General features: G+C 44.7%; 22 protein-coding genes. 2 read left to right on the top strand and 20 right to left on the bottom strand.

Annotation, left to right across the window (positions count from 1 at the left end; translation table 11 throughout):
• Positions 1 to 5 precede the first annotated feature (5 nt).
• The 8 genes from dtd to KYJ26_RS08640 all read right to left on the bottom strand — a co-directional run bounded on the left by dtd (position 6) and on the right by KYJ26_RS08640 (position 10,187).
• Positions 6 to 452, bottom strand: a complete 447-nt coding sequence (gene dtd / locus KYJ26_RS08675; protein WP_219166862.1) for a D-aminoacyl-tRNA deacylase — start codon at positions 450 to 452, stop codon at positions 6 to 8.
• Between the two features lie 13 nt (positions 453 to 465).
• Complete coding sequence (locus KYJ26_RS08670; protein WP_219166861.1) at positions 466 to 2,655, bottom strand: RelA/SpoT family protein; 2,190 nt, start codon at positions 2,653 to 2,655, stop codon at positions 466 to 468.
• Positions 2,656 to 2,905: 250 nt separating this feature from the next.
• Positions 2,906 to 3,418: an adenine phosphoribosyltransferase gene (locus KYJ26_RS08665; protein WP_219166860.1), complete on the bottom strand. Its 513-nt coding sequence runs from the start codon at positions 3,416 to 3,418 to the stop codon at positions 2,906 to 2,908.
• Complete coding sequence (gene recJ, locus KYJ26_RS08660) at positions 3,409 to 5,772, bottom strand: single-stranded-DNA-specific exonuclease RecJ (protein WP_219166859.1); 2,364 nt, start codon at positions 5,770 to 5,772, stop codon at positions 3,409 to 3,411. Before recJ ends, KYJ26_RS08665 begins: the two co-directional genes overlap by 10 nt.
• 318 nt (positions 5,773 to 6,090) lie before the next feature.
• Positions 6,091 to 6,426 (bottom strand): LapA family protein, encoded by a 336-nt coding sequence (locus tag KYJ26_RS08655; protein WP_219166858.1) that lies wholly within the window; start codon positions 6,424 to 6,426, stop codon positions 6,091 to 6,093.
• A gap of 15 nt (positions 6,427 to 6,441) precedes the next feature.
• Complete coding sequence (locus KYJ26_RS08650) at positions 6,442 to 7,368, bottom strand: cation diffusion facilitator family transporter (protein WP_219166857.1); 927 nt, start codon at positions 7,366 to 7,368, stop codon at positions 6,442 to 6,444.
• A gap of 104 nt (positions 7,369 to 7,472) precedes the next feature.
• Positions 7,473 to 9,737, bottom strand: a complete 2,265-nt coding sequence (gene secDF / locus KYJ26_RS08645) for a protein translocase subunit SecDF (protein ID WP_219166856.1) — start codon at positions 9,735 to 9,737, stop codon at positions 7,473 to 7,475.
• A gap of 129 nt (positions 9,738 to 9,866) precedes the next feature.
• Positions 9,867 to 10,187, bottom strand: a complete 321-nt coding sequence (locus tag KYJ26_RS08640; RefSeq protein ID WP_219166855.1) for a post-transcriptional regulator — start codon at positions 10,185 to 10,187, stop codon at positions 9,867 to 9,869.
• A gap of 125 nt (positions 10,188 to 10,312) precedes the next feature.
• Between KYJ26_RS08640 and spoVB the strand changes: the two genes are divergently transcribed.
• The gene (gene spoVB / locus KYJ26_RS08635) at positions 10,313 to 11,863 is read left to right on the top strand and encodes a stage V sporulation protein B (RefSeq protein ID WP_219166854.1); all 1,551 of its coding nucleotides are present in this window, start codon (positions 10,313 to 10,315) and stop codon (positions 11,861 to 11,863) included.
• 338 nt (positions 11,864 to 12,201) lie between these two features.
• Here the strand turns inward: spoVB and KYJ26_RS08630 are convergent, their stop codons facing one another.
• Both KYJ26_RS08630 and KYJ26_RS08625 read right to left on the bottom strand, forming a co-directional pair.
• Positions 12,202 to 12,846, bottom strand: a complete 645-nt coding sequence (locus KYJ26_RS08630) for a DUF421 domain-containing protein (RefSeq protein ID WP_219166853.1) — start codon at positions 12,844 to 12,846, stop codon at positions 12,202 to 12,204.
• Positions 12,847 to 12,915: 69 nt separating this feature from the next.
• A complete protein-coding gene (locus tag KYJ26_RS08625; RefSeq protein WP_219166852.1) occupies positions 12,916 to 14,211 on the bottom strand; it encodes an ArsB/NhaD family transporter in 1,296 nt (431 codons plus the stop codon).
• A 162-nt stretch (positions 14,212 to 14,373) separates the two neighbouring features.
• On the opposite strand from KYJ26_RS08625, the gene KYJ26_RS08620 reads away from it, so the two are divergent.
• Positions 14,374 to 14,745, top strand: a complete 372-nt coding sequence (locus tag KYJ26_RS08620) for a TIGR04086 family membrane protein (RefSeq protein ID WP_219166851.1) — start codon at positions 14,374 to 14,376, stop codon at positions 14,743 to 14,745.
• A 62-nt stretch (positions 14,746 to 14,807) separates the two neighbouring features.
• Here the strand turns inward: KYJ26_RS08620 and yajC are convergent, their stop codons facing one another.
• The 10 genes from yajC to safA all read right to left on the bottom strand — a co-directional run bounded on the left by yajC (position 14,808) and on the right by safA (position 23,463).
• A complete protein-coding gene (gene yajC, locus KYJ26_RS08615; protein WP_219166850.1) occupies positions 14,808 to 15,080 on the bottom strand; it encodes a preprotein translocase subunit YajC in 273 nt (90 codons plus the stop codon).
• A gap of 42 nt (positions 15,081 to 15,122) precedes the next feature.
• A complete protein-coding gene (gene tgt / locus KYJ26_RS08610) occupies positions 15,123 to 16,289 on the bottom strand; it encodes a tRNA guanosine(34) transglycosylase Tgt (protein ID WP_219166849.1) in 1,167 nt (388 codons plus the stop codon).
• Positions 16,290 to 16,312: 23 nt separating this feature from the next.
• Positions 16,313 to 17,338: a tRNA preQ1(34) S-adenosylmethionine ribosyltransferase-isomerase QueA gene (queA, locus tag KYJ26_RS08605; protein WP_219166923.1), complete on the bottom strand. Its 1,026-nt coding sequence runs from the start codon at positions 17,336 to 17,338 to the stop codon at positions 16,313 to 16,315.
• A 40-nt stretch (positions 17,339 to 17,378) separates the two neighbouring features.
• Complete coding sequence (locus KYJ26_RS08600; protein WP_219166848.1) at positions 17,379 to 17,585, bottom strand: DUF2905 domain-containing protein; 207 nt, start codon at positions 17,583 to 17,585, stop codon at positions 17,379 to 17,381.
• Positions 17,582 to 18,583: a Holliday junction branch migration DNA helicase RuvB gene (gene ruvB, locus KYJ26_RS08595; RefSeq protein ID WP_219166847.1), complete on the bottom strand. Its 1,002-nt coding sequence runs from the start codon at positions 18,581 to 18,583 to the stop codon at positions 17,582 to 17,584. The genes KYJ26_RS08600 and ruvB overlap by 4 nt, the downstream gene beginning before the upstream one ends.
• A gap of 24 nt (positions 18,584 to 18,607) precedes the next feature.
• The gene (gene ruvA, locus KYJ26_RS08590; protein ID WP_219166846.1) at positions 18,608 to 19,219 is read right to left on the bottom strand and encodes a Holliday junction branch migration protein RuvA; all 612 of its coding nucleotides are present in this window, start codon (positions 19,217 to 19,219) and stop codon (positions 18,608 to 18,610) included.
• 211 nt (positions 19,220 to 19,430) lie between these two features.
• The gene (locus tag KYJ26_RS08585; RefSeq protein ID WP_219166845.1) at positions 19,431 to 19,979 is read right to left on the bottom strand and encodes an intercompartmental signaling factor BofC; all 549 of its coding nucleotides are present in this window, start codon (positions 19,977 to 19,979) and stop codon (positions 19,431 to 19,433) included.
• A gap of 162 nt (positions 19,980 to 20,141) precedes the next feature.
• Positions 20,142 to 20,879, bottom strand: a complete 738-nt coding sequence (locus KYJ26_RS08580) for a YhcN/YlaJ family sporulation lipoprotein (RefSeq protein WP_219166844.1) — start codon at positions 20,877 to 20,879, stop codon at positions 20,142 to 20,144.
• Between the two features lie 102 nt (positions 20,880 to 20,981).
• A complete protein-coding gene (locus KYJ26_RS08575; protein WP_219166843.1) occupies positions 20,982 to 21,851 on the bottom strand; it encodes a phosphotransferase in 870 nt (289 codons plus the stop codon).
• A 106-nt stretch (positions 21,852 to 21,957) separates the two neighbouring features.
• Complete coding sequence (gene safA, locus KYJ26_RS08570) at positions 21,958 to 23,463, bottom strand: SafA/ExsA family spore coat assembly protein (RefSeq protein ID WP_308807553.1); 1,506 nt, start codon at positions 23,461 to 23,463, stop codon at positions 21,958 to 21,960.
• Positions 23,464 to 23,618: the final 155 nt, after the last annotated feature.

The following is a 23,618-nucleotide window of genomic DNA, read 5'->3' as shown; positions in this document are numbered from 1 at the left end:
GCCTTTTAAGATGATTTACTTTCGATCAATAGGGTAACAGGGCCATCATTCGTGAGATTCACATCCATCATCGCTCCAAAAACACCTGTGGCAACCCTCACACCTTTGTCTTCCAGTAAAGTATTGAAATAGTCATAGATCACTTCTGCATGGTCCGGTTTGGCTGCATTCATGAAGTTCGGTCTTCTGCCTTTACGGACGTCGCCATACAGGGTGAATTGGGAAATGGAAAGGATCTCTCCCTCAACATCCAGCAGTGAATGGTTCATCTTACCTTCACCATCTTCGAAAATTCGCAGGTTTACAACCTTATCCGCAGCATAACGGGCATCCTCTTCCGTATCCTCATGTGTGATTCCTACAAGGAGGACAGCACCTGAACAGATTTCTCCCTTTACTTCTCCATCAACAGTGACGGAGGCTTCTTTACTTCTTTGCAATACAACTCTCATAAAGAAATCTCCTTTAGTTCATGATTCGTCTTACGGCATAAATATCTGAAATCTGTTTGATTCTCTCTACCACTTTGTGCAAGTGGGAAATGTTTTGAATCGAAATCGACATATTGATGGTGGCCACTTTGTTCCGATCCGATTTCCCACTAACGGCTGATATATTTGTCTTCGTTTCATTCACCGCCTGAAGAACTTCATTGAGAAGGCCTCTGCGATCATAACCGGAAATTTCAATATCAACATTGTATTCTTTCCGGTCATTCCCATCACTTTCCCACGATACAGGAATGAGACGCTGCTCCACTTCATCTGACATGACGTTCGTACAATCAGCACGGTGCACAGACACACCACGGCCCTTCGTAATAAAGCCGACGATTTCATCCCCTGGAACCGGACTGCAGCAACGGGACAATCGGATGAGGAGATTATCGATACCCTCTACCTGTACACCCGCATCTTTCTTGCGCTTGACAGGTTGAGCATTCAATTCCTTCATCGTTTCTTCCAGGCTGTCTTCCTGTTCACGCTGTTTCCGGTGTTTTTCTGTTAAACGGTTGGCGATTTGTGCGGCTGTGATTCCGTTATATCCAACCGCTGCATACATATCATCCTCGTTGGAAAAATTGAATTTCTCGGATACCCGTTTGATATTTTCCGGATTCAGGATTTCCTTCACATCGAAATCCTGATTTTTGATTTCTTTTTCGACCAGCTCACGACCCTTTTCAATATTTTCTTCCCTGCGCTGCTTCTTGAAGAACTGCTTGATCTTATTCTTCGCCTGGGAAGTTTGGGCAAGCTTCAGCCAATCCTGGCTCGGGCCGTATGAATGTTTGGACGTGAGAATCTCAATGATATCCCCCGTCTTCAGCTTGTAATCAAGCGTGACCATTTTTCCGTTGACCTTGGCACCAATCGTTTTATTCCCGATCTCGGAGTGAATCCGGTAGGAAAAGTCGATGGGAACCGATCCCGAAGGTAATTCCAATACGTCTCCTTTAGGCGTGAATACAAAAACCATATCGGAAAAAAGATCGATTTTAAGAGACTCCATGAATTCTTCAGCATTAGCAGATTCATTCTGGAACTCCAATATTTCCCTGAACCAGGAAAGCTTTTTCTCAAAGGAAACAGGTTCGTTGGCTTCTTTTCCTTCTTTATAGGCCCAGTGTGCCGCTACCCCGTACTCAGCGATCTGGTGCATTTCAAGAGTCCTGATTTGTACTTCAAGGGGGTCACCCTTAGGACCGATGACCGTCGTATGAAGAGATTGATACATATTCGGCTTCGGCATGGCGATATAATCCTTGAATCTGCCGGGCATAGGCTTCCAGCATGTATGGACAATACCGAGTACGGCGTAACAATCCTTGATGCTGTCAACAACGACACGTACGGCGAGCAGATCATATATTTCATTGAATTGTTTATTTTGAAGGGCCATTTTACGATAGATGCTGTAGATATGCTTTGGTCGCCCTGAGATTTCGGCCACGATTTTCACGTCGCCCAATTTATCCTTCACCTCATTGACGACTTCCTCCAGATACTCTTCACGCTCTGCACGTTTTTTCTTCATGAGATTGACAATCCGATAATACTGTTGAGGATTCAAATACCTCAGCGACGTATCTTCTAATTCCCACTTAATCTTTGAAATTCCCAGACGATGCGCCAATGGAGCAAAGATTTCAAGGGTTTCATTTGCAATTCTACGTTGCTTCTCCTGTGGTAAATGCTTCAATGTCCTCATGTTATGAAGGCGGTCTGCCAATTTAATGAGGATGACCCGGATATCCTGAGCCATAGCCACAAACATTTTCCGGTGATTTTCAGCCTGCTGCTCTTCATGGGACTTGTATTTAATCTTCCCGAGCTTTGTCACCCCATCAACGAGCATGGCCACTTCCGCATTGAACGCTTCCTCAATTTCACCAAGAGAAATACCCGTATCCTCCACTACATCGTGAAGAAACCCGGCTGCGACGGTTGCTGGATCCATCTCGAGATCCGCAAGTATCCCCGCTACCTGAATGGGATGGATGATGTAGGGTTCACCAGACTTACGGTATTGCTCACTATGAGCGTCCCTTGCGTACTCATATGCCTTCTGGACCATTTCTACATGCTCATCGTTTAAATATGCTCTTGTCTTATCAATAACCTGTTCAGGGGTTAGTACTTGATCTTTAGCCATGATCAAAATCACCTTTGTATTTAAATTTAGTTCATTATTGTTCGATTTTTAATGATTGTTACTATTATCAAAAAAAAAAGAGCTTCTGTAAAGTGTTTAGAGAAAAATTCTCAGAATCCATCTAATTTTGTCGAGATATGTCAAATGTATAGATGATTTTAATAAAAAAATAAGGGCTGACACGTTTTCCAAATGTCAGTCCCTTATTTCAGTATATCACAAATTGTATATGTTTATTAGATTTGATAAATTAGTATTGCATTAATGTCATGATATCATAGTTGTCTAGCTTGTCGCGGCCGTCAAGGTATGTTAATTCAATTAAGAATGCTGTACCCGCAACGATTCCGCCCAGTTCTTCTACAAGCTTGATCGTTGCTTCGATTGTTCCACCGGTAGCAAGTAAGTCATCCGTGATGAGTACACGCTGGCCGGGCTTGATGGCATCTTTATGGATCGTCAGTGCATCTTTACCGTATTCCAGGCCGTATTCCTTCTGGATCGTTTCACGTGGTAATTTACCAGGTTTACGCACCGGGGCAAAACCTACTCCCAAAGCGTATGCGACTGGGCAGCCGATGATGAATCCGCGTGCTTCAGGTCCAACGACAAGGTCGATTTGTTTTTCTTTTGCATATTCGACGATTTGATCAGTTGCGTATCTATATGCATCACCATTATCCATCAAGGTCGTGATGTCTTTAAATTTGATTCCTTCTTTAGGCCAGTCCTCAACGATTGTAACATATTGTTTTAAGTCCATGCTTTTACTTCCTCCTCAATTGTAACAGACTCTTCCATCCTTTCATTAAACCAAGTCTTCAACTCTTGATAGGAAGAATATAACAATTCGTTTTCAAGCTCGTATTGTTGTTGTTTCTTCTGATATGTTCGAGATTCTGAAAGATCTTTCTTGGTTTTCTCAGGATTGAGAGAAATAAATCCATTCACTATTGTAACAAACTTCAAATCAAAAAACACCTGTGACATGAAATCGATTGTTTCTTTTGACCATCCTTTGTACTTGGCAAGATCATCCCCATGTTTATTCAGGTCAAATGATCCCCGTTTGGACAAAAATCCATAATACCATTTGAAATGGTCACGGGTCGGCATCGTACTGAAGAAATGATCTTCCTCTTGAAAGAAATGAGCATAAATACGATGTGGCTTACCCTTTTTTAACAGGTCTTCAAGTAATGGCTTGGAAGTCGGGAGATCCAAAAGCACGAGACTTGCCTTATTCATGGATACACCTTCCAAACTCGAATGATCCTCCAATAACAACACTTCATCTTTCGAGAGATTCAGTTTGTCCAACGTGGATGGATGAAAGCAAACCAGCCTCTTATTTTCTTCAGGAATGAGGGCGTTCCACTTATGGACCTGTTTGATGCCCCGCACATCGAATAACTGCCATTGATCGATTTTTACATCATGCAGAAACACCTGTGGTTTTTTTCGGTTATTCCACTCATTTATGGATAATTCACCAATCACAGAAGCGTTCGAAAATGGTGTCATATGGTCTGCCAGTTCACCGAGACCGAAACCAACACCGTCCAATTGAATACCATTGTTTTCAAGGACCAGCTTCAAGTGATTCTGTTGTGATCCGATTTTTTTATAATGTCCGATGCTTACATCTTCAAGAATCCATTTCGGCTTTGGATTCTTCATCCCGAACGGTGCCAGGAGTTGAAGCTTTTCAATGGACTCCACTGAAATTTCGTCCACGGTGACGGTAGCATCTAGCTGTGTGACCGGGATGAAGTCATCCGGCGAAAGTTCTGTCTCTGCCAGTTCATTCAACCGGTTCCTTAGCTGGTCGACATCTTCTAGTTGCAGGGTCATACCCGCAGCCATCGGATGGCCACCAAAGTGGGGGAGGATATCCCTGCACGTGGAAAGATTCTTGAATAAATCAAATCCGACGATGCTTCTCGCCGATCCCTTTGCAGTCCCTTTTTCAGAATCATAACTGAGCACGATGGTCGGTCGATAAAACTTATCCACAAGTCGCGATGCAACAATTCCCACGACCCCTGGATTCCAGCCTTCTTTCCCGATGATGAGAACAGCGTTATCCTTCAGGGGAAAGTCGTTCTCCACCATCTCAACTGCTTCCTCGGTCATTTGAGCAACGATTGATTGCCTTTCCTTATTCAAACCATCGATTTCTTCCGCAAGAGCTTTGGCTTCCTCTGTATCTTCTGTCAGCATAAGATCGACAGCAGGGTCCGCATCCCCTAAACGACCAACCGCATTGATTCTTGGAGCAATCATGAATCCAACCGTCTCTTCCGTTATCTCATGTTGATGGGCATTGCCAATTTTGCATAATGCTTTAATCCCCAATCGGTTTGAAACCCGAAGCTGTGCAAGACCTCTTTTAGCCAGGATGCGGTTCTCTCCTCTTAAAGGAACGAGATCGGCAATGGTTCCAATTGCTGCAAGATCAAGTAAATGGGTCGGTAATTCACCGTACAGGGCATGGGCCAGTTTGAAAGCGACCCCCACTCCCGCAAGTTCCCCAAATGGATATGAAGTGCCTTCGACCTTCGGATGAAGAAGAGCATATGTTTCTGGTAATTCAGGTCCAGGTTCATGGTGATCCGTTATGATCAGGTCCAATCCAAGCTCTTTCGCCAATTTCGCTTCGTTGACAGCAGATATTCCCGTATCTACTGTGATGATAAGTGAGAAGTCCTCATCCTTTGCCCAGCGGAATGCTCCTTCGTTCGGTCCATATCCTTCTGAGAACCGGTTAGGGATATAGAATTCCACCTCTGCCCCAAGATCTCTCAGGACCGTCATCATAACCGACGTCGAGCTGACCCCGTCCGCATCATAGTCACCGTAAACAAGAATTCTCTCTCCGTCTTGGATGGCTTTATGGATTCGTTCCGTTGCTTTTTTCATATCTTCAAATAAAAAGGGATCGTGAAATAAGTCGCCTGTATCAAATAAAAAATTCCGGGCTTCTTCAACATCTTCCAAGTCCCGGTTCAACAATAATTTTGCTACAAGCGAGGGTACTTTTAGTTCATTTGCAAGTTCTGCTATTTTATGTTCGTCTGATTCTGTCTTAATCCAACGTGTTTTTGAATGTAACATACGTTCACCCCTCAACCTTACTCATTATACAAAAGTGGAGGAGTTGTTTCAATGTTAATGACAGTCTGGGAAAAGAAGAACGGTGAGTATACTTGGATGCGGGATGCCCCTCTGGTTAAAACGGGCCATTATTGGTGAGAAACCAGACGAAGTGGGAATAATCCGGCCGTTTCCTTCCCTAATTCAGCGGATTTTGCTGAAAATTCGGCCGAAATCAACCTTCATCCAGCCAAATTATATTTTCATCCAAACAAATCCCAACAACTTACGCCCCTCTAATACAAAAAAAAGCCCGGCGGCAAAAGCCACCAAGCTCATTCATTCCCCCACGTCCCCTACTGAGTCAGGAGCGCGTTTTTTTAACGGGATATCTTCGGTCTTTTGTTTATGGATCCCTTCTGCCTGTTCCCTCAATAACATATTTTCTTTTTCAAGGGATTTGACCTTTCGCTGGATGACGAATAGCCGAAACAGTCCAACGGAACCTACAATGATCCCGCCCATGAAGACAGATCCAAGTATAACTAAAATAAGAGGCCAGTCTGACTCACCGAATAAATAGTTGACGGTGACGGGATCTACGTTGATGACAGCGAATATCGAAACCACCAGCGCAAAGAATATACCCAATAATAAAGTCCATTGAAATTTCATGAGGATTCCCTCCCTTTAACTTAAGTCTATTTGATCATCACTTTCTTCAGAAGCAGGATTGAATGGATTGATATGAATAAACACATCGTTTACATTCGATTCTCCCAAAAGCTTCTCTTTCACTCTCTTCCCTACCCGGTGACCCTCTTCTACCGTCATAAAAGGATCAACGCTGATCTTTAGATCGATGATGACGTAGTGCCCATGCTCCCTTGCATGAAGCTCGTTGATTTCTTTCACTTCCGGGACGGACTCAACGATCTTTCGGAACGGCACGATGTCTTCCTCGTGCATAACGTGATCGAGTGTCGTATGTATTGATTCCGCACCCAAATGCCAAGCCATCTTAAGGACAAGGAGGGAAACGAATATTCCCGCGACGGGATCTGCATAAACCAGCCAGCCTACATCGAACTTTCCTCCAAGGATGGAAGCTGAAATCCCTACGAGGGCTGCAATGGAAGAAAACACATCCGAACGATGCTCATACGCATTAACGATCAGAGCATCACTCTTTATTCTTTTACCCAACCGATATTTATATTGAAACATCGCTTCCTTTACGACAATGGAGACAATGACCGCATAAATCGCAATGGATGTAGGAGGACTAAGGGGATGAAAAAAGGATTCAATCGATGACTTCCCGATTTCAATTCCTACCAGGAACAATAGGACAGCCACGATAATCGCCGCGATGGACTCCGCTTTTCCATGACCATAAGGATGATCCTGATCAGGAGGCTGCTTGGCGGCACGCAGACCGATAAAGACGGCAAGGGACCCTGCAACATCCGATGCAGAATGGACCGCATCAGCAATGAGGGCCCTACTATTCCCGAGTATTCCTGCAGCCCACTTTATTATCGCCAACAAGATATTGCCCACCACACCAATCATGGCGGCAAATTCTGCTTTCTTAAAACGATCCTCATGGTTCATATATGACGCCTCCCTTATAACTCCTATTATTGTAACCCAATGCCGTAAAAAAACAAAAAAGAACAGGTCCGGGAAGATATACTCCCCTGACCTGTTCTTCATCATTATACTTGCGGTTCATCCGACCAGGTTTTCTTTTCTCTTACAGTTTTGATGGTACCTTTTTTCTTCAATTCTTTCTTCTTCATGACAAGCCATACTTGTGATGCGATGAAAACAGAAGAATAAGTACCGGAAATCAAACCGACAAGTAACGCGATGGAGAAGTTACGGATGGACTCACTTCCGAAGATCATGAGTGCAAGTACCGTAAATACAACGGTAAGGACGGTGTTAACTGAACGCCCCATCGTTTGCCTGATACTCTGGTTCACCACGTCTTCAATGTCTTTATCCGTCTTCAATCTACGTTTCTTATGCAGGTTCTCCCTGAGCCTGTCGAAGGTGACGATCGTATCATTAATCGAGTATCCGACAATCGTCAGGACGGCTGCAATGAACGTGATATCCACTTCAAGCCTTGTGAGACTGAAGAACGCGATGATGAAGAATGCATCATGCAGGAGGGCAAGGATCGCACCCACTGCCATTCTCCATTCAAATCGGATCGTGACGTAAATGATGATTCCGACAGAAGCGATTGCCACAGCAATCATGGCGTTTTGTGCAAGCTCTTTCCCAATGACGGGAGAAACGGTGCTGATACTCGGTTCAGCTCCGTAAAGCTTATTGAAGTGGTCCTTTAGTGTAGCGATATCATCCTTATTCAGATCATCCGTATAGCGGACGACCGCAATATTATCTTTATCGCCTGAGATGACGACATCCTCAGAAGGCAGATTAATTTCCTTCAGTTCGTCCTGAATCTGTTCGGTCTTCAGGCTTTGATCAGCCAGAACTTCCATCCGGGATCCGCTGACAAAGTCAATTCCAAGATTTAATCGGAAAATGGCCAGGATGATGATACCTGCCGTAATGAGTACCGCTGACAAAGTAAAGAATTTCTTTCGCTGTGCTGCGAAATCAAAGCGGTCAAACCGGGTAGGGAGATCCAGTGTATCGTAGTTCTCCGCCAAGTCCTTGATTTCGGATTTTTTGACGCCGAACCAGCCCGGCTTTTTATTAAAGATACGGCTGTTCACCCAAAGGCCGAGTAACAGTCGTGAACCCCATACCGCCGTAATGAAGCTTGTCAGGATACTGACAATCAGCATCGTTGCGAATCCTTTGACCGAACTTGTCCCATAGAAGAAGAGAACGGCCGCTGCAAGGATGGTCGTTACGTTGGCATCCAGGATCGTCAGGAAAGAAGATTTATTACCTGCCTGGAAGGCCGAACGTATCGGCTTCCCGACCCGCATCTCCTCTTTGATCCGTTCATATGTGATGATATTCGCATCGACGGCCATACCCACACCAAGGATAAGGGCTGCAATTCCCGGAAGGGTCAGGACCCCGTTCATCATATCGAAAATTAACAGTATCAAGTAAATATAAACTGAAAGGGTGATCGTTGCGATCAGTCCCGGGAAACGGTAATACGCAATCATGAATAAGAAAATGATCGCGATCCCGATGATCCCTGCAGTGACTGTCTTATCCAGTGCCTGCTGACCGAATTGTGCTCCAACGGATGTTGAATATTTCTCATCCAGTTTAACCGGAAGTGCACCTGCATTTAAAAGGGACGCAAGATTCTGGGCACGCTCAACCGTGAAGTTCCCTTCAATGATGACTTCATCCGAGTTAATCGGCTTACTCACCGCCGGGTCAGAGATGAATTTCGGATCCGCTTTCCCTGCTTCAGCTTTGTAAGAATCTTTTCCTTCCTCGAAATCAAGCCAGATAACCAGCTGATTTTGAGGATACATAGCTGAGATTTCCTTCGTTAATTCATAGAATTTAGAGCGATCTTTCAACTTTAATGAAACAATCGGATTGTTTTTGTCATCAAATGTCTGTTTCGCAGATCCAGACGCAAGATCCGAACCGTCCAGACGGACTTTATCGTTTACGTCACGGAACGTCAGATTGGCTTGAGTGGAAAGGATTTCCCTTGCCTCGTTCTGATCCTCCACACCAGCAAGTTGAACACGGATGCGGTTCCCGTCTTCAATTTGGATGTTGGGTTCACTGACTCCCAATACGTTGATACGCTTGTCGAGTGCATCCGCTGTATTGGCGACGGTCTCTTTCGTGATTTCCTGACCTTTTTTGATAGGCTGAACTTCGTAAAGAACTTCAAACCCTCCCTGAAGGTCCAATCCCAGTTTGATGTTATCGACTATGCTCTTCGTAGTTCCTCCCATAGTACCTGCAAGCAATACCACAAGTATAAAGAAGGCAATTATTCGGCCACGCTTTACCATTATGTATAGATCCTCCTTGCCGTTTTAAAAACCATACAAACTATGTGCTTAAAAAAGTAATATAATTCCTGAATTCTTCAACATTCTCATTATCTACGAGAAAGAAAAGAGTGTCAATTTCTTTTCGGACTATTTTCCATTCTTATTCGGGCGAAGCAGCTCATTCAATTCATCTTCATTCACTTCGGCAAACCAATTGGGAGACCGATATGCTTCAATGGTCTCAAAGCTCATATACTCTCCAGGCTTGACCGTTAACACATCACTCACCAATTGAAAGAATTTCATATCCACATCAGGCTTTTTCCATTTTTTCTTCGTTAAGTAGGCCCATAGGCGGTCAGTGTCTGCCTTTCCGTAGCCAAGCACTTCGAATTCTTCTACTTTGCTAACAAGCGCTGGTACTAATGATTCATAAAAACGGTCATAAGGATGCTGATTGTTCTTCATACCCCGTTCACCCCATCTGGGCTATATTTAGCCGGAATTGTTCACTACTTGTCATGCTTTGTCCACCCTTGTGCATATACATCATTGTATACGATTATACCAATTTTGAGAAGGCAGGGAATTTTATGTCAAAATTTCTGAAAGGCACCATGATCTTAATGATGGCCGCCTTTATTACTAGAATATTAGGATTCGTCAATCGGATCGTCGTTGCCAGGTTCATCGGGGAAGAGGGCGTCGGGCTATTTATGATGGCATTCCCTACACTCATTCTCGTCATCACCATCACTCAACTTGGACTTCCTGTCGCCATCTCGAAAAATGTAGCTGAAGCAGAATCAAAGGGTGATATCCGGAAAGTAAAAAAAATATTGGTGGTGTCTTTATCCCTTACCATGGGATTATCGATTATCTTCACCCCGGCTCTCATTCTACTTGCCCCTTACTTAACAGACGTATTGTTCACCGATGACCGGATCTATTATCCGTTGGTCGCCATCGCCCCGATCATTCCGATCGTAGCGGTCTCATCTGTCATCAGGGGGTATTTCCAGGGCCGTCAGAACATGAAACCGTCTGCTTATTCCCAGGTTATCGAGCAAGTGGTCCGGATTACGCTGATTGCCTTATTGACCAAAACCTTCCTGCCTTACGGTATTGAATATGCAGCCGCCGCTGCCATGGTGGCCTCGGTACTTGGAGAACTCGCTTCCCTTCTCTATCTGTTCGCAAGCTTCAAGGTTAAAAAGAAGTTCAAGATCAGACGCAACTTCTTCACCTCGATCCGGAATGGTCGGGAAACGTTCAATGAGCTCATGAGTGTGGCCCTGCCTGCGACAGGCAGCAGGATGATTGGGTCGATTGCCTGGTTTTTTGAACCGATCGTGGTAGCCAACAGTCTTGCCCTCGCTGGAGTGGCGGCGGGAATGGCGACGAAGCAGTATGGTTCATTGACAGGATACGCACTCCCCCTTTTGTTCCTTCCATCTTTCGTAACCTTGTCATTATCTCAATCTCTTGTACCGGCCATAAGCGAAGCCAATTCTCAAAAAAACTTCAGCTTAATCGAGCACAGACTTCAGCAGGCTCTAAGATTCTGCCTGATCACCGGTGGGATATCAGTTGTCATCCTTTACATTTATGCGAAGCCACTCATGCAGGTCATGTACGGCAATGAAAACGGGGCAGGTTTCCTCATGATCATGGCACCCTTCTTTTTATTTTATTATTATCAGGGACCATTACAGGCCGTTTTGCAGGCATTGAACCTTGCCAGGGCCGCCATGATCAACAGCCTCATAGGTGCCGTCGTCAAAACCGGCGTCATTTTTGTTCTTGCGTCACAGCCTGCTTTCGGTATTAACGGGGCTGCTCTCGGAATCGTGACGGGATTCATGCTCGTGACCCTGCTTCACTTCATGACGATCTTGAAATATATCCCGATGACGATTTACGCGAGGGATTATGTGAAGACAATCATCGTCCTTTTGGTAACCGGAATATGGGGCCACTACTCATACCTTCACCTGTTTGATGACGAGTCGGCAGTATTCCGCCTGCTATTCGGGGTCATGACTTCCACAATTTTGTACACACTGCTCTCCATCGGCCTGAAACTCATCGTGAAAAACGACCTTGCCAGGATACCGTTCATCAAACGATTCATCACTCCTTAGTCTCCCAAATAAAAAGAGGCTGGGACATAACTAAATCTATACACTCTAAAGACGAACAATGAGATTACGTGTTACACCGCTGTTGATTTCCGTGCAAGACTTCGCTTTCCTCGGGCGGAAGGCGAGCCTCCTCGTCGCTCACGCTCCTGCGGGGTCTCACCTATTCCGCTTTTCCCGCAGGAGTCTTCGTCTTGCACTCCAATCAACAGCTGGAACCTGCTTAATACATGGATTAAGCTCTAGCACTAAAAATTAAAAATCCGAACGAGATGGATTTTTTCAAACCACTCGTTCGGATTACTCTTTAGCTGAAACCCTTTTGTCCCAGCCTCTTTTTATTACTGGTTTTTTTCATCAATATAAAACTGTCCATTTTGAAAGCTGCAAAAGGAGATTTCCTGAATGTTTTTGAACCCCCGTTCCCTCAATTCCTTCCGTAACCAAAAGGCTGTTTTGCCGATCATATCAAGATGGGTGGTTTGGACCTGCCCATCCAGGATCAAAGGCAGGGTAAGGGAGTGAGGAGTCTTTTTATCTTTCTTTAACACCGATAATTTCCCCGAAGGTTCCAATATGGCGAATTCAACATCAGCCAGATTAAAGATATCCTTTTCCCTTAACTGAAGTAATAAATCATCGTAATTATACCGCTGTTTCTTCATGGCTTTGTCATCGATTTTTCCATTATGAATGATGACGGAGGGCTTTCCGTCCAATAACTCCCGGAAGGATTTAGAGCGCAAGGAAAACCATGCAAACAGAATCTGTATAAGGACTATGACCGCCATAGGAAGAACCGTATGAATGATCGGGTCATCGGGCTGTTCGATGGCCATGACCGCCATCTCTGCAATCATCATGAATACGACCAGATCCAGAATGCTTAATTCCCCGATCTCCCTCTTACCCATGATTCGGAATATGAATATGATCAAAAAATAAAGAAAAAGAGTGCGTGCAATGATGATAACGTATTCCTCCATTGCTTTTCCCTCCCCTACACATGTCATTATGTAGTATCGACAGAAGGACAAAATAAATCGGAGGAATATTTATCCACCAAGAAACGGGCGAATATACTTGAAATACACATAGAGTGTGGAAACAGCAAGGGATATGATTGTAACGGGAACACCGATAAGCAAATATTGATAAAATTTGATATGTACATTTTCCTTCGATGCAAGTCCTGCGATGACCAGGTTAGAAGAAGACCCAAGAAGCGTCCCATTCCCACCAAGGCAAGCCCCGAGAGCCAATGACCACCATAATGGGTCCATATTGACCATGCCGAACTCACCGAATTCCTGAATGACGGGAATCATGGCCGCCACAAACGGGATATTATCCACTACTGCAGAAAGTAAGCCGGTTCCCCATAGGATGACAAACGCCGTTTTCTTCATATCCCCATCCGTCGCCCGCAGTATTTCACGTGCGATTTCATCAATGAATCCTGCCTCTTCAATCCCCCCTATAAGTAGGAACAGGCCCATAAAGAAAAAGAGCGTTCCCCATTCCACCTCTCTAAGGACCGATTCAGGCGGGTGAATTTTCTCCAGGAGCAGGAGGAGCAGGACGGCCCCCGCCAGGGATACTGTGGTCACATCAAGGTGAAAAATTGGATACACTGAAAACCCCACGAGAACCAATGCCAGTACAAATATGGACTGGAACAATCCCCTATTCTTCTTTAAATACTCGGCAGGATCAATGCCCTTCAGCAACAGCTTCCTATCCTCTTTCACATGAAGCACTTCCCTGTACAGGACACACATGATCAAAAGTGTCACACCATAGACCATCAAAACGACAGGTAACAAATTTTCCAGAAAGGCATTGAACGTAAAGTGCTTCACTGCCTGGCCGATCATCATATTAGGGGGATCACCAATAAGCGTTGCCGTCCCGCCTATATTACAGGCAAGGATCGTCATGATCAGAAAAGGGATGGGCGGAAGTTCAAGAAGCCTGGTCAGTTTGAACAGGATCGGTACCAGCAGCATGGCAATCGTGACGTTTGCCAAAAAAGCCGAACCCACTGCAGCGAGAGAAGAAAACACGATTAGGAGCGCCAGCCCATTCCCGTTCACCCATTTGGCGACCTTAATGGCAATAAACTCGAATACCCCCGTTTTGCTTGTGATCGTTACGATCAGCATCATGGAAAACAAAAGAGTAATGGTTTTCCAATCAATGTAGGTGAAAAGCGCCTTTTCAATTGGAAATGCGCCTATCAGAAGCATGGCGACCCCACCGGCCATGGCAGCGAGTACACGATTCCACTTTTCAGTCATTAAAAGGATATAAACTGTAACGAATACAATCAATACAATCATCGGGGACATGGTCACTCACTCCTTATCCTAAAAGGAAGTTTCATACTAGTCTATGAGGCTTGACCACTGAAAATTTCTAGTCTTTTTTACAATGGACAGGAATATGCTTGTACTAATACGGAATAAAATTATCGAGATAGAAGGGAGAGGACCGTCATCGAAGCAAAAAAAATGGGTGGTGCCGTCCTTTATGGAGCGACTACCATATTTGTCATAGCGATTGTTGCAAGCTTATTATTCTCTTTACTGCTCAGGTTCACTAATCTTACCGAAAGCTCCATCACGCTATTTGTCACCATCATTTCGTTCCTATCATTGTTTGTTGGTGGATTCATGTCAGGTGGAAAGGGAAAAACAAAAGGATGGATGCTGGGAGGGTCGACAGGACTCATTTATACGCTTGTCATCTTCTTATTTCAATACCTCGGTTATGACAGCCTCTTTTCAATGGAACAGCTTATTTATCACGGCTGCTACATCCTCACAGCCATGATGGGAGGAATACTTGGTGTGAATATGAGTGGCGGTACAAGAGAAGATTAGAACAGAAATAAAAAGGGTTCCTCTCAAAGTGCCGAGGCACGATGATGAGGAACCCTTTTTAATTAAACCTGCTCAGCTCTAACGACTTCCCTGATCGCATTACGATCATATGTAAGACGGCTGCCGTCACCACAAAGGATGACTATTTTACCTTCTTCAATGGCATCGATTGATCCGTGTAAACCGCCAATCGTGATGATTCTATCACCCTTCGCAAGCTCATTTTGCATTTTTGAGATCGCTTTTTGACGCTTTTGCTGAGGACGGATCAGTAAAAAATAAAACAGAACAAACATTAAAATCAAAGGTAGTATTGTTCCTAAACTTCCTCCCATTCTTTTCCCCTCCTTTCACTGAATTATTTATAGCATGCTTTTTTAGAAGTTTTTCGCATCTGGACGGTTGAAGCCGTACTGCTCGAAAAATTCTTCCCTAAAGTCTCCTAGACGATCTTCACGAATCGCTTGTCTGACTTGCTCCATCAATTTTAACAGAAAATGAAGGTTATGATAAGTCGTAAGGCGAATTCCGAACGTTTCGTCACATTTGATTAAATGACGGATATAGGCACGGCTGTAATTTTTACACGTGTAGCAGTCACAATTTTCGTCTATCGGCCTGAAATCCCTTGCAAATTTGGCGTTTTTCACAACAAGACGCCCTTCACTTGTCATAAGGGTACCATTACGGGCAATTCGGGTTGGAAGCACGCAATCGAACATATCGATTCCTCGCATTGAACCATCGATCAATGAATCCGGAGATCCAACTCCCATAAGGTATCGAGGTTTATCTGAAGGAAGATGAGGAGTCGTGAAATCAAGTACACGGTTCATGACGTCCTTAGGCTCTCCGACAGAAAGTCCACCGACGGCATAACCCGGGAAGTCCATGGAAACAAGATCGCGGGCACTTTGCTTACGTAATTCTTCGTATTCCCCTCCCTGTACAATTCCAAATAACCCTTGATCCTGTGGTCGCTGGTGAGCTTCCAGACAGCGTTCAGCCCAACGTGAGGTGCGCTCCACAGAACTCTTCATATAGTCATATTCTGCAGGGTAAGGTGGACATTCATCGAATGCCATCATGATATCCGAGCCCAATGCATTCTGAATCTCCATCGCTTTCTCCGGACTGAGGAAAAGTTTATCCCCGTTCAGATGATGACGGAAATGGACCCCTTCCTCTTCAATCTGGCGAAGCTTACTTAAACTGAACACTTGGAAGCCGCCTGAATCGGTCAGGATGGCACGATCCCAGTTCATGAATTTATGAAGGCCCCCCGCTTCTCTTATGATTTCATGGCCCGGACGCAGCCAAAGATGATAGGTATTACTAAGGATGATGCCGGATTCCATGGATTTCAGATCCTCAGGGGACATCGTTTTCACCGTAGCCATCGTCCCCACAGGCATGAAGGCAGGGGTTTCAAATGAACCGTGTGGTGTATGGACCCGGCCCAATCTTGCACCGGTTTGTTTACATGTTTTAATCAATTCGTATTTTATTGCAGTCAACTTGGGAATTCTCCTTCCAATTTCCATTGGGTTTTCTTATACTTCAATCATTATTTAATCAACATGGCATCGCCGAAGCTGAAGAAGCGATACTTCTCTTTAACGGCCGTTTCATAGGCATGCATCACGTTTTCCTGACCTGCAAACGCACTGACCAGCATGATCAGGGTCGACTTCGGCAGATGGAAATTCGTAATCAGACCATCGATCCCTTTAAACTCGTATCCAGGATAGATGAATATATTCGTCCAGCCATTCTCTTCCACGAACGTGCCGTGTTTTGAAGCAATGGTCTCAAGTGTCCGGGTGGATGTCGTTCCGACTGTAACGATGCGCCCTCCATTTGCCCTTACTTCATTTAATAGGCGGGCAGTCCCCTCAGAAACCTGATAGAACTCAGCATGCATGTCATGTTCCTCGATTGTGTCCACAGATACCGGTCTGAAGGTTCCGAGGCCAACATGCAGAGTAATGAATGCAATATGAACACCTTTATCTCTCAGCTCATCCAACAGTTCCTCGGTAAAGTGAAGGCCCGCAGTTGGAGCAGCAGCTGAACCTCTTTCTTTGGCAAACACTGTTTGATAGCGGTCCTGTTCTTCCAGGCGTTCCCGGATATATGGAGGCAAAGGCATTTCCCCCAATTCATCCAGCACTTCATAAAAAATCCCTTCATACGAGAATTCAAGGATCCTTCCGCCATGTTCTTTCAAATCGACACAGGTTGCTTTTAACTTCCCGTCACCGAACACGATCTCCGTTCCGACCCGGATCCGTTTAGCCGGCTTCACCAGGGTCTCCCACTGGTCCCCATCTTCCTGTTTTAAGAGGAGCACTTCTATATTGGCCCCTGTACCTTCTTTTTGCCCAAAAAGACGAGCCGGCAATACCCGTGTATCATTCAAGACGAGGCAATCCCCTTCTTCCAGGTAATCGGTAATCTGTTTAAAACGGATATGATCCATGGAACCATCTTCTTTATCCAGCACCATCAATCTACTCTCGGAGCGGTTCTCAAGAGGGGTCTGGGCAATTAGTTCTTCAGGTAAATGAAAATCAAAATCTTCTACTTTCACCATTTTTTCACCTAGCTTATGTAAATCTCACTATTGAGTCCTATTTGAATCTCCCGATTATATAAAAGATAACGGAAAGTATAACACTAATCAGAATAGAAGTCATAAGTGGAAAATAAAATGTTGTGTTTTCTTTTTTGATGATAATATCACCAGGGAGCTTCCCTATTTTAATGAATTGCATGAGGAAGCCAATCACCAGTATGATTCCACCGATGATCATGACGAACTTGGGCAATCCGGTCATTTGTTCGGCACCTCCAATTGGAAATGGTCATATACAAGATGTGTGACGACCCTTCCCCTTGGTGTCCTCTGGATGAACCCGATCTGTAATAGATACGGTTCGTAAACATCTTCAATCGTATGGGACTCCTCACCGATACTTGCAGCGATGGTATCAAGCCCCACAGGTCCTCCCCTGAAGCGTTCAATGATACCTTTAAGAAGCTTATGGTCGATATGATCAAGACCCAGCTTATCGACTTGAAGAAGTTCCAGGGCTTCCCTTGAAAGTGAGGTGGTAATATCACCATTCCCTTTCACCTGGGCAAAATCCCTTACCCTTCTGAGTAATCGATTGGCGATTCGGGGTGTCCCTCTTGATCTCCGGGCCAATTCTTCAGAAGCCTTCGCTTCGATCTTCGTGTTCAATATGGCAGCGGTCCGCTGAACAATTTCGTTCAACTGCTCTTCATTATAATATTCCAACCGGCATAAAACACCAAATCGATCTCGAAGCGGAGCCGACAGTGCCCCGGCACGGGTCGTCGCCCCCACCAGCGTGAAAGGAGGGAGATCCAAACGGACTGATCGTGCACTGGGACCATTCCCGATGACGATATCCAGACAAAAGTCTTCCATGGCCGGATAAAGAACCTCTTCTATGGCCCTGGGCAGCCTGTGGATCTCATCGATGAACAATACATCACCAGGCTCAAGTGCCGTCAGTACCGCTGCCAAGTCTCCCGGCCTCTCGATGGCAGGTCCTGAAGTGGTCCGCAGATTCACTCCCATTTCATTGGCTATGACCGCGGCAAGGGTTGTCTTACCCAACCCGGGTGGACCGTAAAGCAGGACATGATCGAGAGTTTCCTCCCGCATCTTTGCCGCTTCGATGAAAACCTCCAGGTTATGCTTCACCTTATCTTGCCCTATATATTGTTTTATTGTCTGAGGGCGCAAGGAATATTCAAAGGAATCTTCATTTAATTCTGATTCGCCTGATACGATTCTGTCTTCCATTTAGACTTCCTCCTTCCTTTGGCTTTATTTCAATAAAAGTTGAAGGGCTTTTCGGATGATTTCGTCTGAAGAATGCCCTTCTCCTTTCAATTTAGGAGTGATTTTCTTTATTTCACGTTCAGAGTAGCCAAGGGCTTTAAGGGCAAGGATTGCTTCATCAAAGGCCTCGTCCTCCACGCTTGATACTGCTGTTTCCTCATGATTCGAAAATAGACTGGGAAAATAATCCGGAACAACATCCTGAAGCTTTCCTTTTAGATCCAAGATCATTTGACGGGCAGTCTTCTTCCCGACACCGGGAAACTTTGTCAGGAAGCTTTCATTCTCTTCTTCGATGGCTGAAATCACCTGCTGAGGGGCGCCTGATGCCAAAATCGCCAAAGCTCCCTTTGGACCAATCCCTGAAACATTTAATAGTTTCATAAATAGCAGCTTCTCTTCAATGGCAAGAAACCCGTAAAGGGCAATAAGATCTTCTCTCACATGCTGATATGTAAAAATCTGAATCTCTTGATTCTGATATTTTGAATAAACAAAAGGATTGGCTGTATACAACTGATAGCCTATTCCATTATTCTCCACCACTACGTATTCTGGACCCACTTGACTGACTGTCCCTCTTATATATTCATACATTCCATTCTCTCCCTATTTACATCTCACTGTTTCGTCACTCATCCACCATCCAATGGACATATAAAATCTATTGTATCATATCACTATTTAAAGGGATGGGAAAGAGAGATCAAAGAGAAACACTTGTTCTAATTTTAACAAATATCGTTATTCTTGGGCAGGGGAAATTCAGCAATAAAAAAACCAGTGATCTATGCACTGGTTTTCATTCTTATTTAGGAACGGAATAGGCCTTAAATTGTTCGAGCACCTCTTCATACTCCTGCTTCGACTTGATGGGGATGCCTTTGACAAGATCATCATGGCGTTTACTCTCAAGCTTCTCTACGTCTATCTGAAAGAAGGACTGAATGATCTCCGCCTGTCCAGGTTTGCCGTTGAATATAGACAGTACACCTTTATCAGATATACCGAAGTATCCATTGGTTTTTAAAAGGGGTGAAATATCATCCATTTTTTTCTGGAACACGATTTGTTCTTCCGTCATATCCATCAGCTGCCAATCATCATATGCAGCCCAAAAGTCTTCCATGCTCCAAATCGTTTCCTGAACGATTTCCTCGCTCACTTCACCATCCAGATATACTCTCTCCAGTATAACCGTGACCGTATGGGCAGATGCGACCTCAGCAGGCGTATCGTTCAGTGTCTCCAGGGAACTGCCGTCAGCAGCCTGCTTTTCCTCCGTATAAAAAAACGTGAAATAAAATGCACCGACTAACAACAACACCATAAACACGATTCGAACCTTCATCGTCATCGTGATCACCTCGAACTTGATTTATGTAAATCTCTATCCACTAGTCTTGCCAAAGCCTGTTAAGAATATCCAAACTCCTTCAAACTTTTTAGGGACGGACTTTCCCGGATTTCAAAAAAAAAGACTGCTTAAAGAAACGTTTCTTTAAGCAGCCCACTTTCATTAACGGCTCATGCGGTCCTTCACTGATCGGAACATATCATGAATGTCAAAGTTGATTGCTTCCCTTGGACCACCGTCACGTAAATCATTATCAATGTTTCTCACCCGACTGAATGTTCCCTCATCTGTCACCACAGAAACCGTTCTTCCATGGAGATAAGGCTGTACTGCTTCTTTCACACGGGCTTTTGTTTCCTCGGCTTTACTATGGTCATCCACTTCTATTGCTATGAGGACATCCGAACCATAGGCGACGGCACGAACATCACTGACATTCTTGACATTCCCTGTCACGTCCCCTATCTTCTCAGCCAGATCTCCTTCATATGCTGTATAATACGATCTCCTTGCGTCACGGGTATTATCATCAAGATGACCGTGATAATTGGCATCTCCGTGGCTCGCACGGCCATCCCTTGCTAAGAAATTCTCATCATAATTGGCAAGCGGCCGTGAAGGATTCTTTGGATTTCCGCTCTCATCTCTCACTTGTAAGAATTGGCGCTTCTTCTGACGGATATCCTGCCCTTCTTTTCCAACAGAATGATCATACATTTCAGTTAGAGGTCCGTCCCTCTCATCCCGGTTGTCTCCCCCGTGTCCATCGTTGGAGTAGAAGCCGAGTGGCTCGTAGGAGTCTGTATAACGGTCTTGAGCTTTTTCTTCTCCACTATTACATGCAGCAAGACCCAGGGTCATGACGGCTGTTAACGGTACCATGAATAATCGTTTATTCAATGGTGATTCCTCCTTCAACCCAAACTTTGAGCATAATATCTGCTCACCATTAGGTTGTGAAAAGAGGAATCAAATCATTCGAACAATGTTTGGAGACATCCCCTACAATTGGCTATTGATTCTCTTCACTTCCCCATGTAGCTCCTGATTGAATTGCATCCTCATGTGGAATTGTTGAAGAGTCAAATCCGTTAAATATCCCCACACATTCTGCTTGTAATATTGATCTTCCCTGATGAATCGATTCCATTCCCTAAATACATCCGATGGATACATCAATCCAATATAAAAAATGAGGTTATCATGATAGGTATCAAAGGACGTCATCTTTTTGATTTCACTCAATGACCAATTTAAATAAGGGGAAATCCGGTTGCAAAATTGAAGATCATCCGTCATGGCCGTAGAACGGGACATAAGATCAAAATCAATTAAGTACACAATTCCGGTTTTCCCTCTCAAGAAATTATGATGCGCCACATCTCCATGAGTGATGCAGTCACTATTTTCATGGACACCGATGGATTTCAATTCTTTTAATGCCCATCTGCCCCATTCTAAATAAGTATACAAATAATAAGGCTGAATGAATGCCTGTAAGTAGGGAAGATTATATTGAAACTGCAGCATTCGCTTTTTCCATTTTTTTAACCATCGATACTGTGGGACCTCTTCTGTCCAGGAACCCCTGATTGTTTTGGAAATAGCATGGAATTTCTTCAGAACCATTAATGTGTCTTCCCGGTCATTACGTTGATCATAGCTGATTGGACCAGCCGTATCCAACCATGTCGTGATTCCGATTGGCATTCCTTCAAATAATAATATCTCTTTGTCATGAATAGGATGAAACGGAAGCACATGATAGAACCTTTCCCGTATCAGGGTTGAAATCAACCGTTCCTGGAGCAAGAATTTCAATTGGCTGGGAAAACGTTTCACAAACCACTTCATGCCATGGCTTTTAAGCATCCACTTTCCTTCTTTTATACTTTTCAAAGATGCACCGGGATCCTTTAATTTATATTGCAAAAAAGAAAGGAGACGATGTGAATAATCGTCCCCTCGTGCGAGCATATTATCCCTCAAAATCATCGTCATTGTAATTTGGCATGCTAAATGCTCTTGGACCAAACATTCCCGGTGATCCCATCTGCATTCCCTGACCTTGAGGTCCCATTGGCATTCCTTGACCCTGTGGCCACATTGGCATTCCCTGACCAGGCATCCCTTGCATCCCTTGCATTCCTTGACCCGGCATTCCCTGGTTCATCATTCCTGGACCGAATCCTGGCTGCTGTTGCATTCCTTGTGGCATTTGTTGTGGCATCATTGGTTGATGCATCATTGGACCATATTGAGGACCGCCACATCCGCAATCGCCTTGATCACTAGCTCCCATTACATTGGATGGCTGACCCATCGGCATTTGGGCTCCCATCACTCCAGTCGGCTGACCCATCGGCATTTGATAACCGCTCGGAGACTCTTCAGACATTGCTCCCTGTACCTGGCCTCCTGGTCCCATTGGATATCCGCCCGGCATGCCACCATGGAATCCAGGTCCCGGCATGACTGGGGAAACTGGGTAACAGTTTCCTGGATACGGCATATACGGTGCCTGCTGCTGCGGCATTTGAACAGAAGGATAGTTCTCATCAGATGCACCCATGACGCCGGATGGCTGACCCATCGGCTGTTGCATCGGCATTTGCATTGGTTGCTGCATCGGCATTTGCATCGGCATCTGTGCATGCGGCATGTAAGGCATGACTGAAGAAGATTCTTCCTCATATCCCATTTGTGGCATCATCGGCATGTTCTGCATTCCAGGCATCATTTGTGCACCTTGTACCTGACTGCCTGGTCCCATCGGCATTCCTTGGCCCATAGGCATACCCTGACCCATCGGCATTCCATATCCTGCTCCCGGGTGCATACCGTGCGGCGGACAGAATCCTGACCCTGGCATGACAGGTGATACAGGTACACAATTATTCGGGTTATTATACATAGGCTGGGTGTTCCCTCCTTGTGGTTGTGATGGCATCTGTAAGCTCTCTTCCTCTTGAACACCTTTTACGGCTTCTTGTTTTGGCTTTGGCTGTTCTTTCGCTTTAGGGAGTACATTGGTAGGTTTAGGCGGTGTTTTGGGTTTAGGCATTGGTTTTGCCTGTTGCTTCGGTTGCTGAACTTGCATATTTGCCATGTTCATCATGTAGTAGTTATTGATGTCAATTTCCGGGACCACTGGTTGAGGCATTTTTGGCGTAAATGGCTTTTGAACTTCTTTTGGCATTTCTTTCTTTGCTTCTTGCACTGGCATGGCCATGGGCTTCTGTTCCTTGAAAGGATGCTCGGCTTTTGGCATTTCCTTCTTCGGCATTTCCTTGGATCCGTATTTGATCTGTGTCTCTTTCTTTACGGTTCCGCCCGCAGTAGGCACTTTAATTTTCATGCCAGGCATGATCATATCAGGGTTTGAAAGCTGGGCATTCATTTGTTTTAATTCTTCGAAATTCACGCCATACTTCTTGGCGATTTTCCAAAGAGTATCCCCTTTTTGAACAATATGGATTTTCACTCTGTTTCCCTCCTCAGGCATAAGTCTATATATCCTATGACAAGATAGGCAAATTGCTAATCATCTACATAAAAACTTATGAGATATCAAAAAAAAATATACCGTCCCTCGGATGGGGACGGTATATTTCAGCTTGTTCCATATGATTTCTTCTA

Source organism: Rossellomorea orangium (genome assembly GCF_019334305.1).
Taxonomy (GTDB): domain Bacteria; phylum Bacillota; class Bacilli; order Bacillales; family Bacillaceae_B; genus Rossellomorea.
This window is presented reverse-complemented; position numbering and strand designations above follow the sequence as displayed.

What these genes read in the sequence shown, in the direction of transcription:
- KYJ26_RS08600 (WP_219166848.1), bottom strand. Translation starts at nt 17,585, where the DNA reads ATGACCGGATTGCCCAAGTTCGTCATGATCATCGGTGGAATCATACTG.
- KYJ26_RS08585 (WP_219166845.1), bottom strand. Translation starts at nt 19,979, where the DNA reads ATGACGATGAAGGTTCGAATCGTGTTTATGGTGTTGTTGTTAGTCGGT.
- dtd (WP_219166862.1), bottom strand. Translation starts at nt 452, where the DNA reads ATGAGAGTTGTATTGCAAAGAAGTAAAGAAGCCTCCGTCACTGTTGAT.
- KYJ26_RS08670 (WP_219166861.1), bottom strand. Translation starts at nt 2,655, where the DNA reads ATGGCTAAAGATCAAGTACTAACCCCTGAACAGGTTATTGATAAGACA.
- spoVB (WP_219166854.1), top strand. Translation starts at nt 10,313, where the DNA reads ATGTCAAAATTTCTGAAAGGCACCATGATCTTAATGATGGCCGCCTTT.
- KYJ26_RS08655 (WP_219166858.1), bottom strand. Translation starts at nt 6,426, where the DNA reads ATGAAATTTCAATGGACTTTATTATTGGGTATATTCTTTGCGCTGGTG.
- KYJ26_RS08625 (WP_219166852.1), bottom strand. Translation starts at nt 14,211, where the DNA reads ATGTCCCCGATGATTGTATTGATTGTATTCGTTACAGTTTATATCCTT.
- recJ (WP_219166859.1), bottom strand. Translation starts at nt 5,772, where the DNA reads ATGTTACATTCAAAAACACGTTGGATTAAGACAGAATCAGACGAACAT.
- KYJ26_RS08620 (WP_219166851.1), top strand. Translation starts at nt 14,374, where the DNA reads ATGGGTGGTGCCGTCCTTTATGGAGCGACTACCATATTTGTCATAGCG.
- KYJ26_RS08665 (WP_219166860.1), bottom strand. Translation starts at nt 3,418, where the DNA reads ATGGACTTAAAACAATATGTTACAATCGTTGAGGACTGGCCTAAAGAA.
- KYJ26_RS08575 (WP_219166843.1), bottom strand. Translation starts at nt 21,851, where the DNA reads ATGCTTAAAAGCCATGGCATGAAGTGGTTTGTGAAACGTTTTCCCAGC.
- tgt (WP_219166849.1), bottom strand. Translation starts at nt 16,289, where the DNA reads ATGGAAATTGGAAGGAGAATTCCCAAGTTGACTGCAATAAAATACGAA.
- KYJ26_RS08640 (WP_219166855.1), bottom strand. Translation starts at nt 10,187, where the DNA reads ATGAAGAACAATCAGCATCCTTATGACCGTTTTTATGAATCATTAGTA.
- yajC (WP_219166850.1), bottom strand. Translation starts at nt 15,080, where the DNA reads ATGGGAGGAAGTTTAGGAACAATACTACCTTTGATTTTAATGTTTGTT.
- ruvB (WP_219166847.1), bottom strand. Translation starts at nt 18,583, where the DNA reads ATGGAAGACAGAATCGTATCAGGCGAATCAGAATTAAATGAAGATTCC.
- KYJ26_RS08630 (WP_219166853.1), bottom strand. Translation starts at nt 12,846, where the DNA reads ATGGAGGAATACGTTATCATCATTGCACGCACTCTTTTTCTTTATTTT.
- secDF (WP_219166856.1), bottom strand. Translation starts at nt 9,737, where the DNA reads ATGGTAAAGCGTGGCCGAATAATTGCCTTCTTTATACTTGTGGTATTG.
- KYJ26_RS08650 (WP_219166857.1), bottom strand. Translation starts at nt 7,368, where the DNA reads ATGAACCATGAGGATCGTTTTAAGAAAGCAGAATTTGCCGCCATGATT.
- ruvA (WP_219166846.1), bottom strand. Translation starts at nt 19,219, where the DNA reads ATGTATGAATATATAAGAGGGACAGTCAGTCAAGTGGGTCCAGAATAC.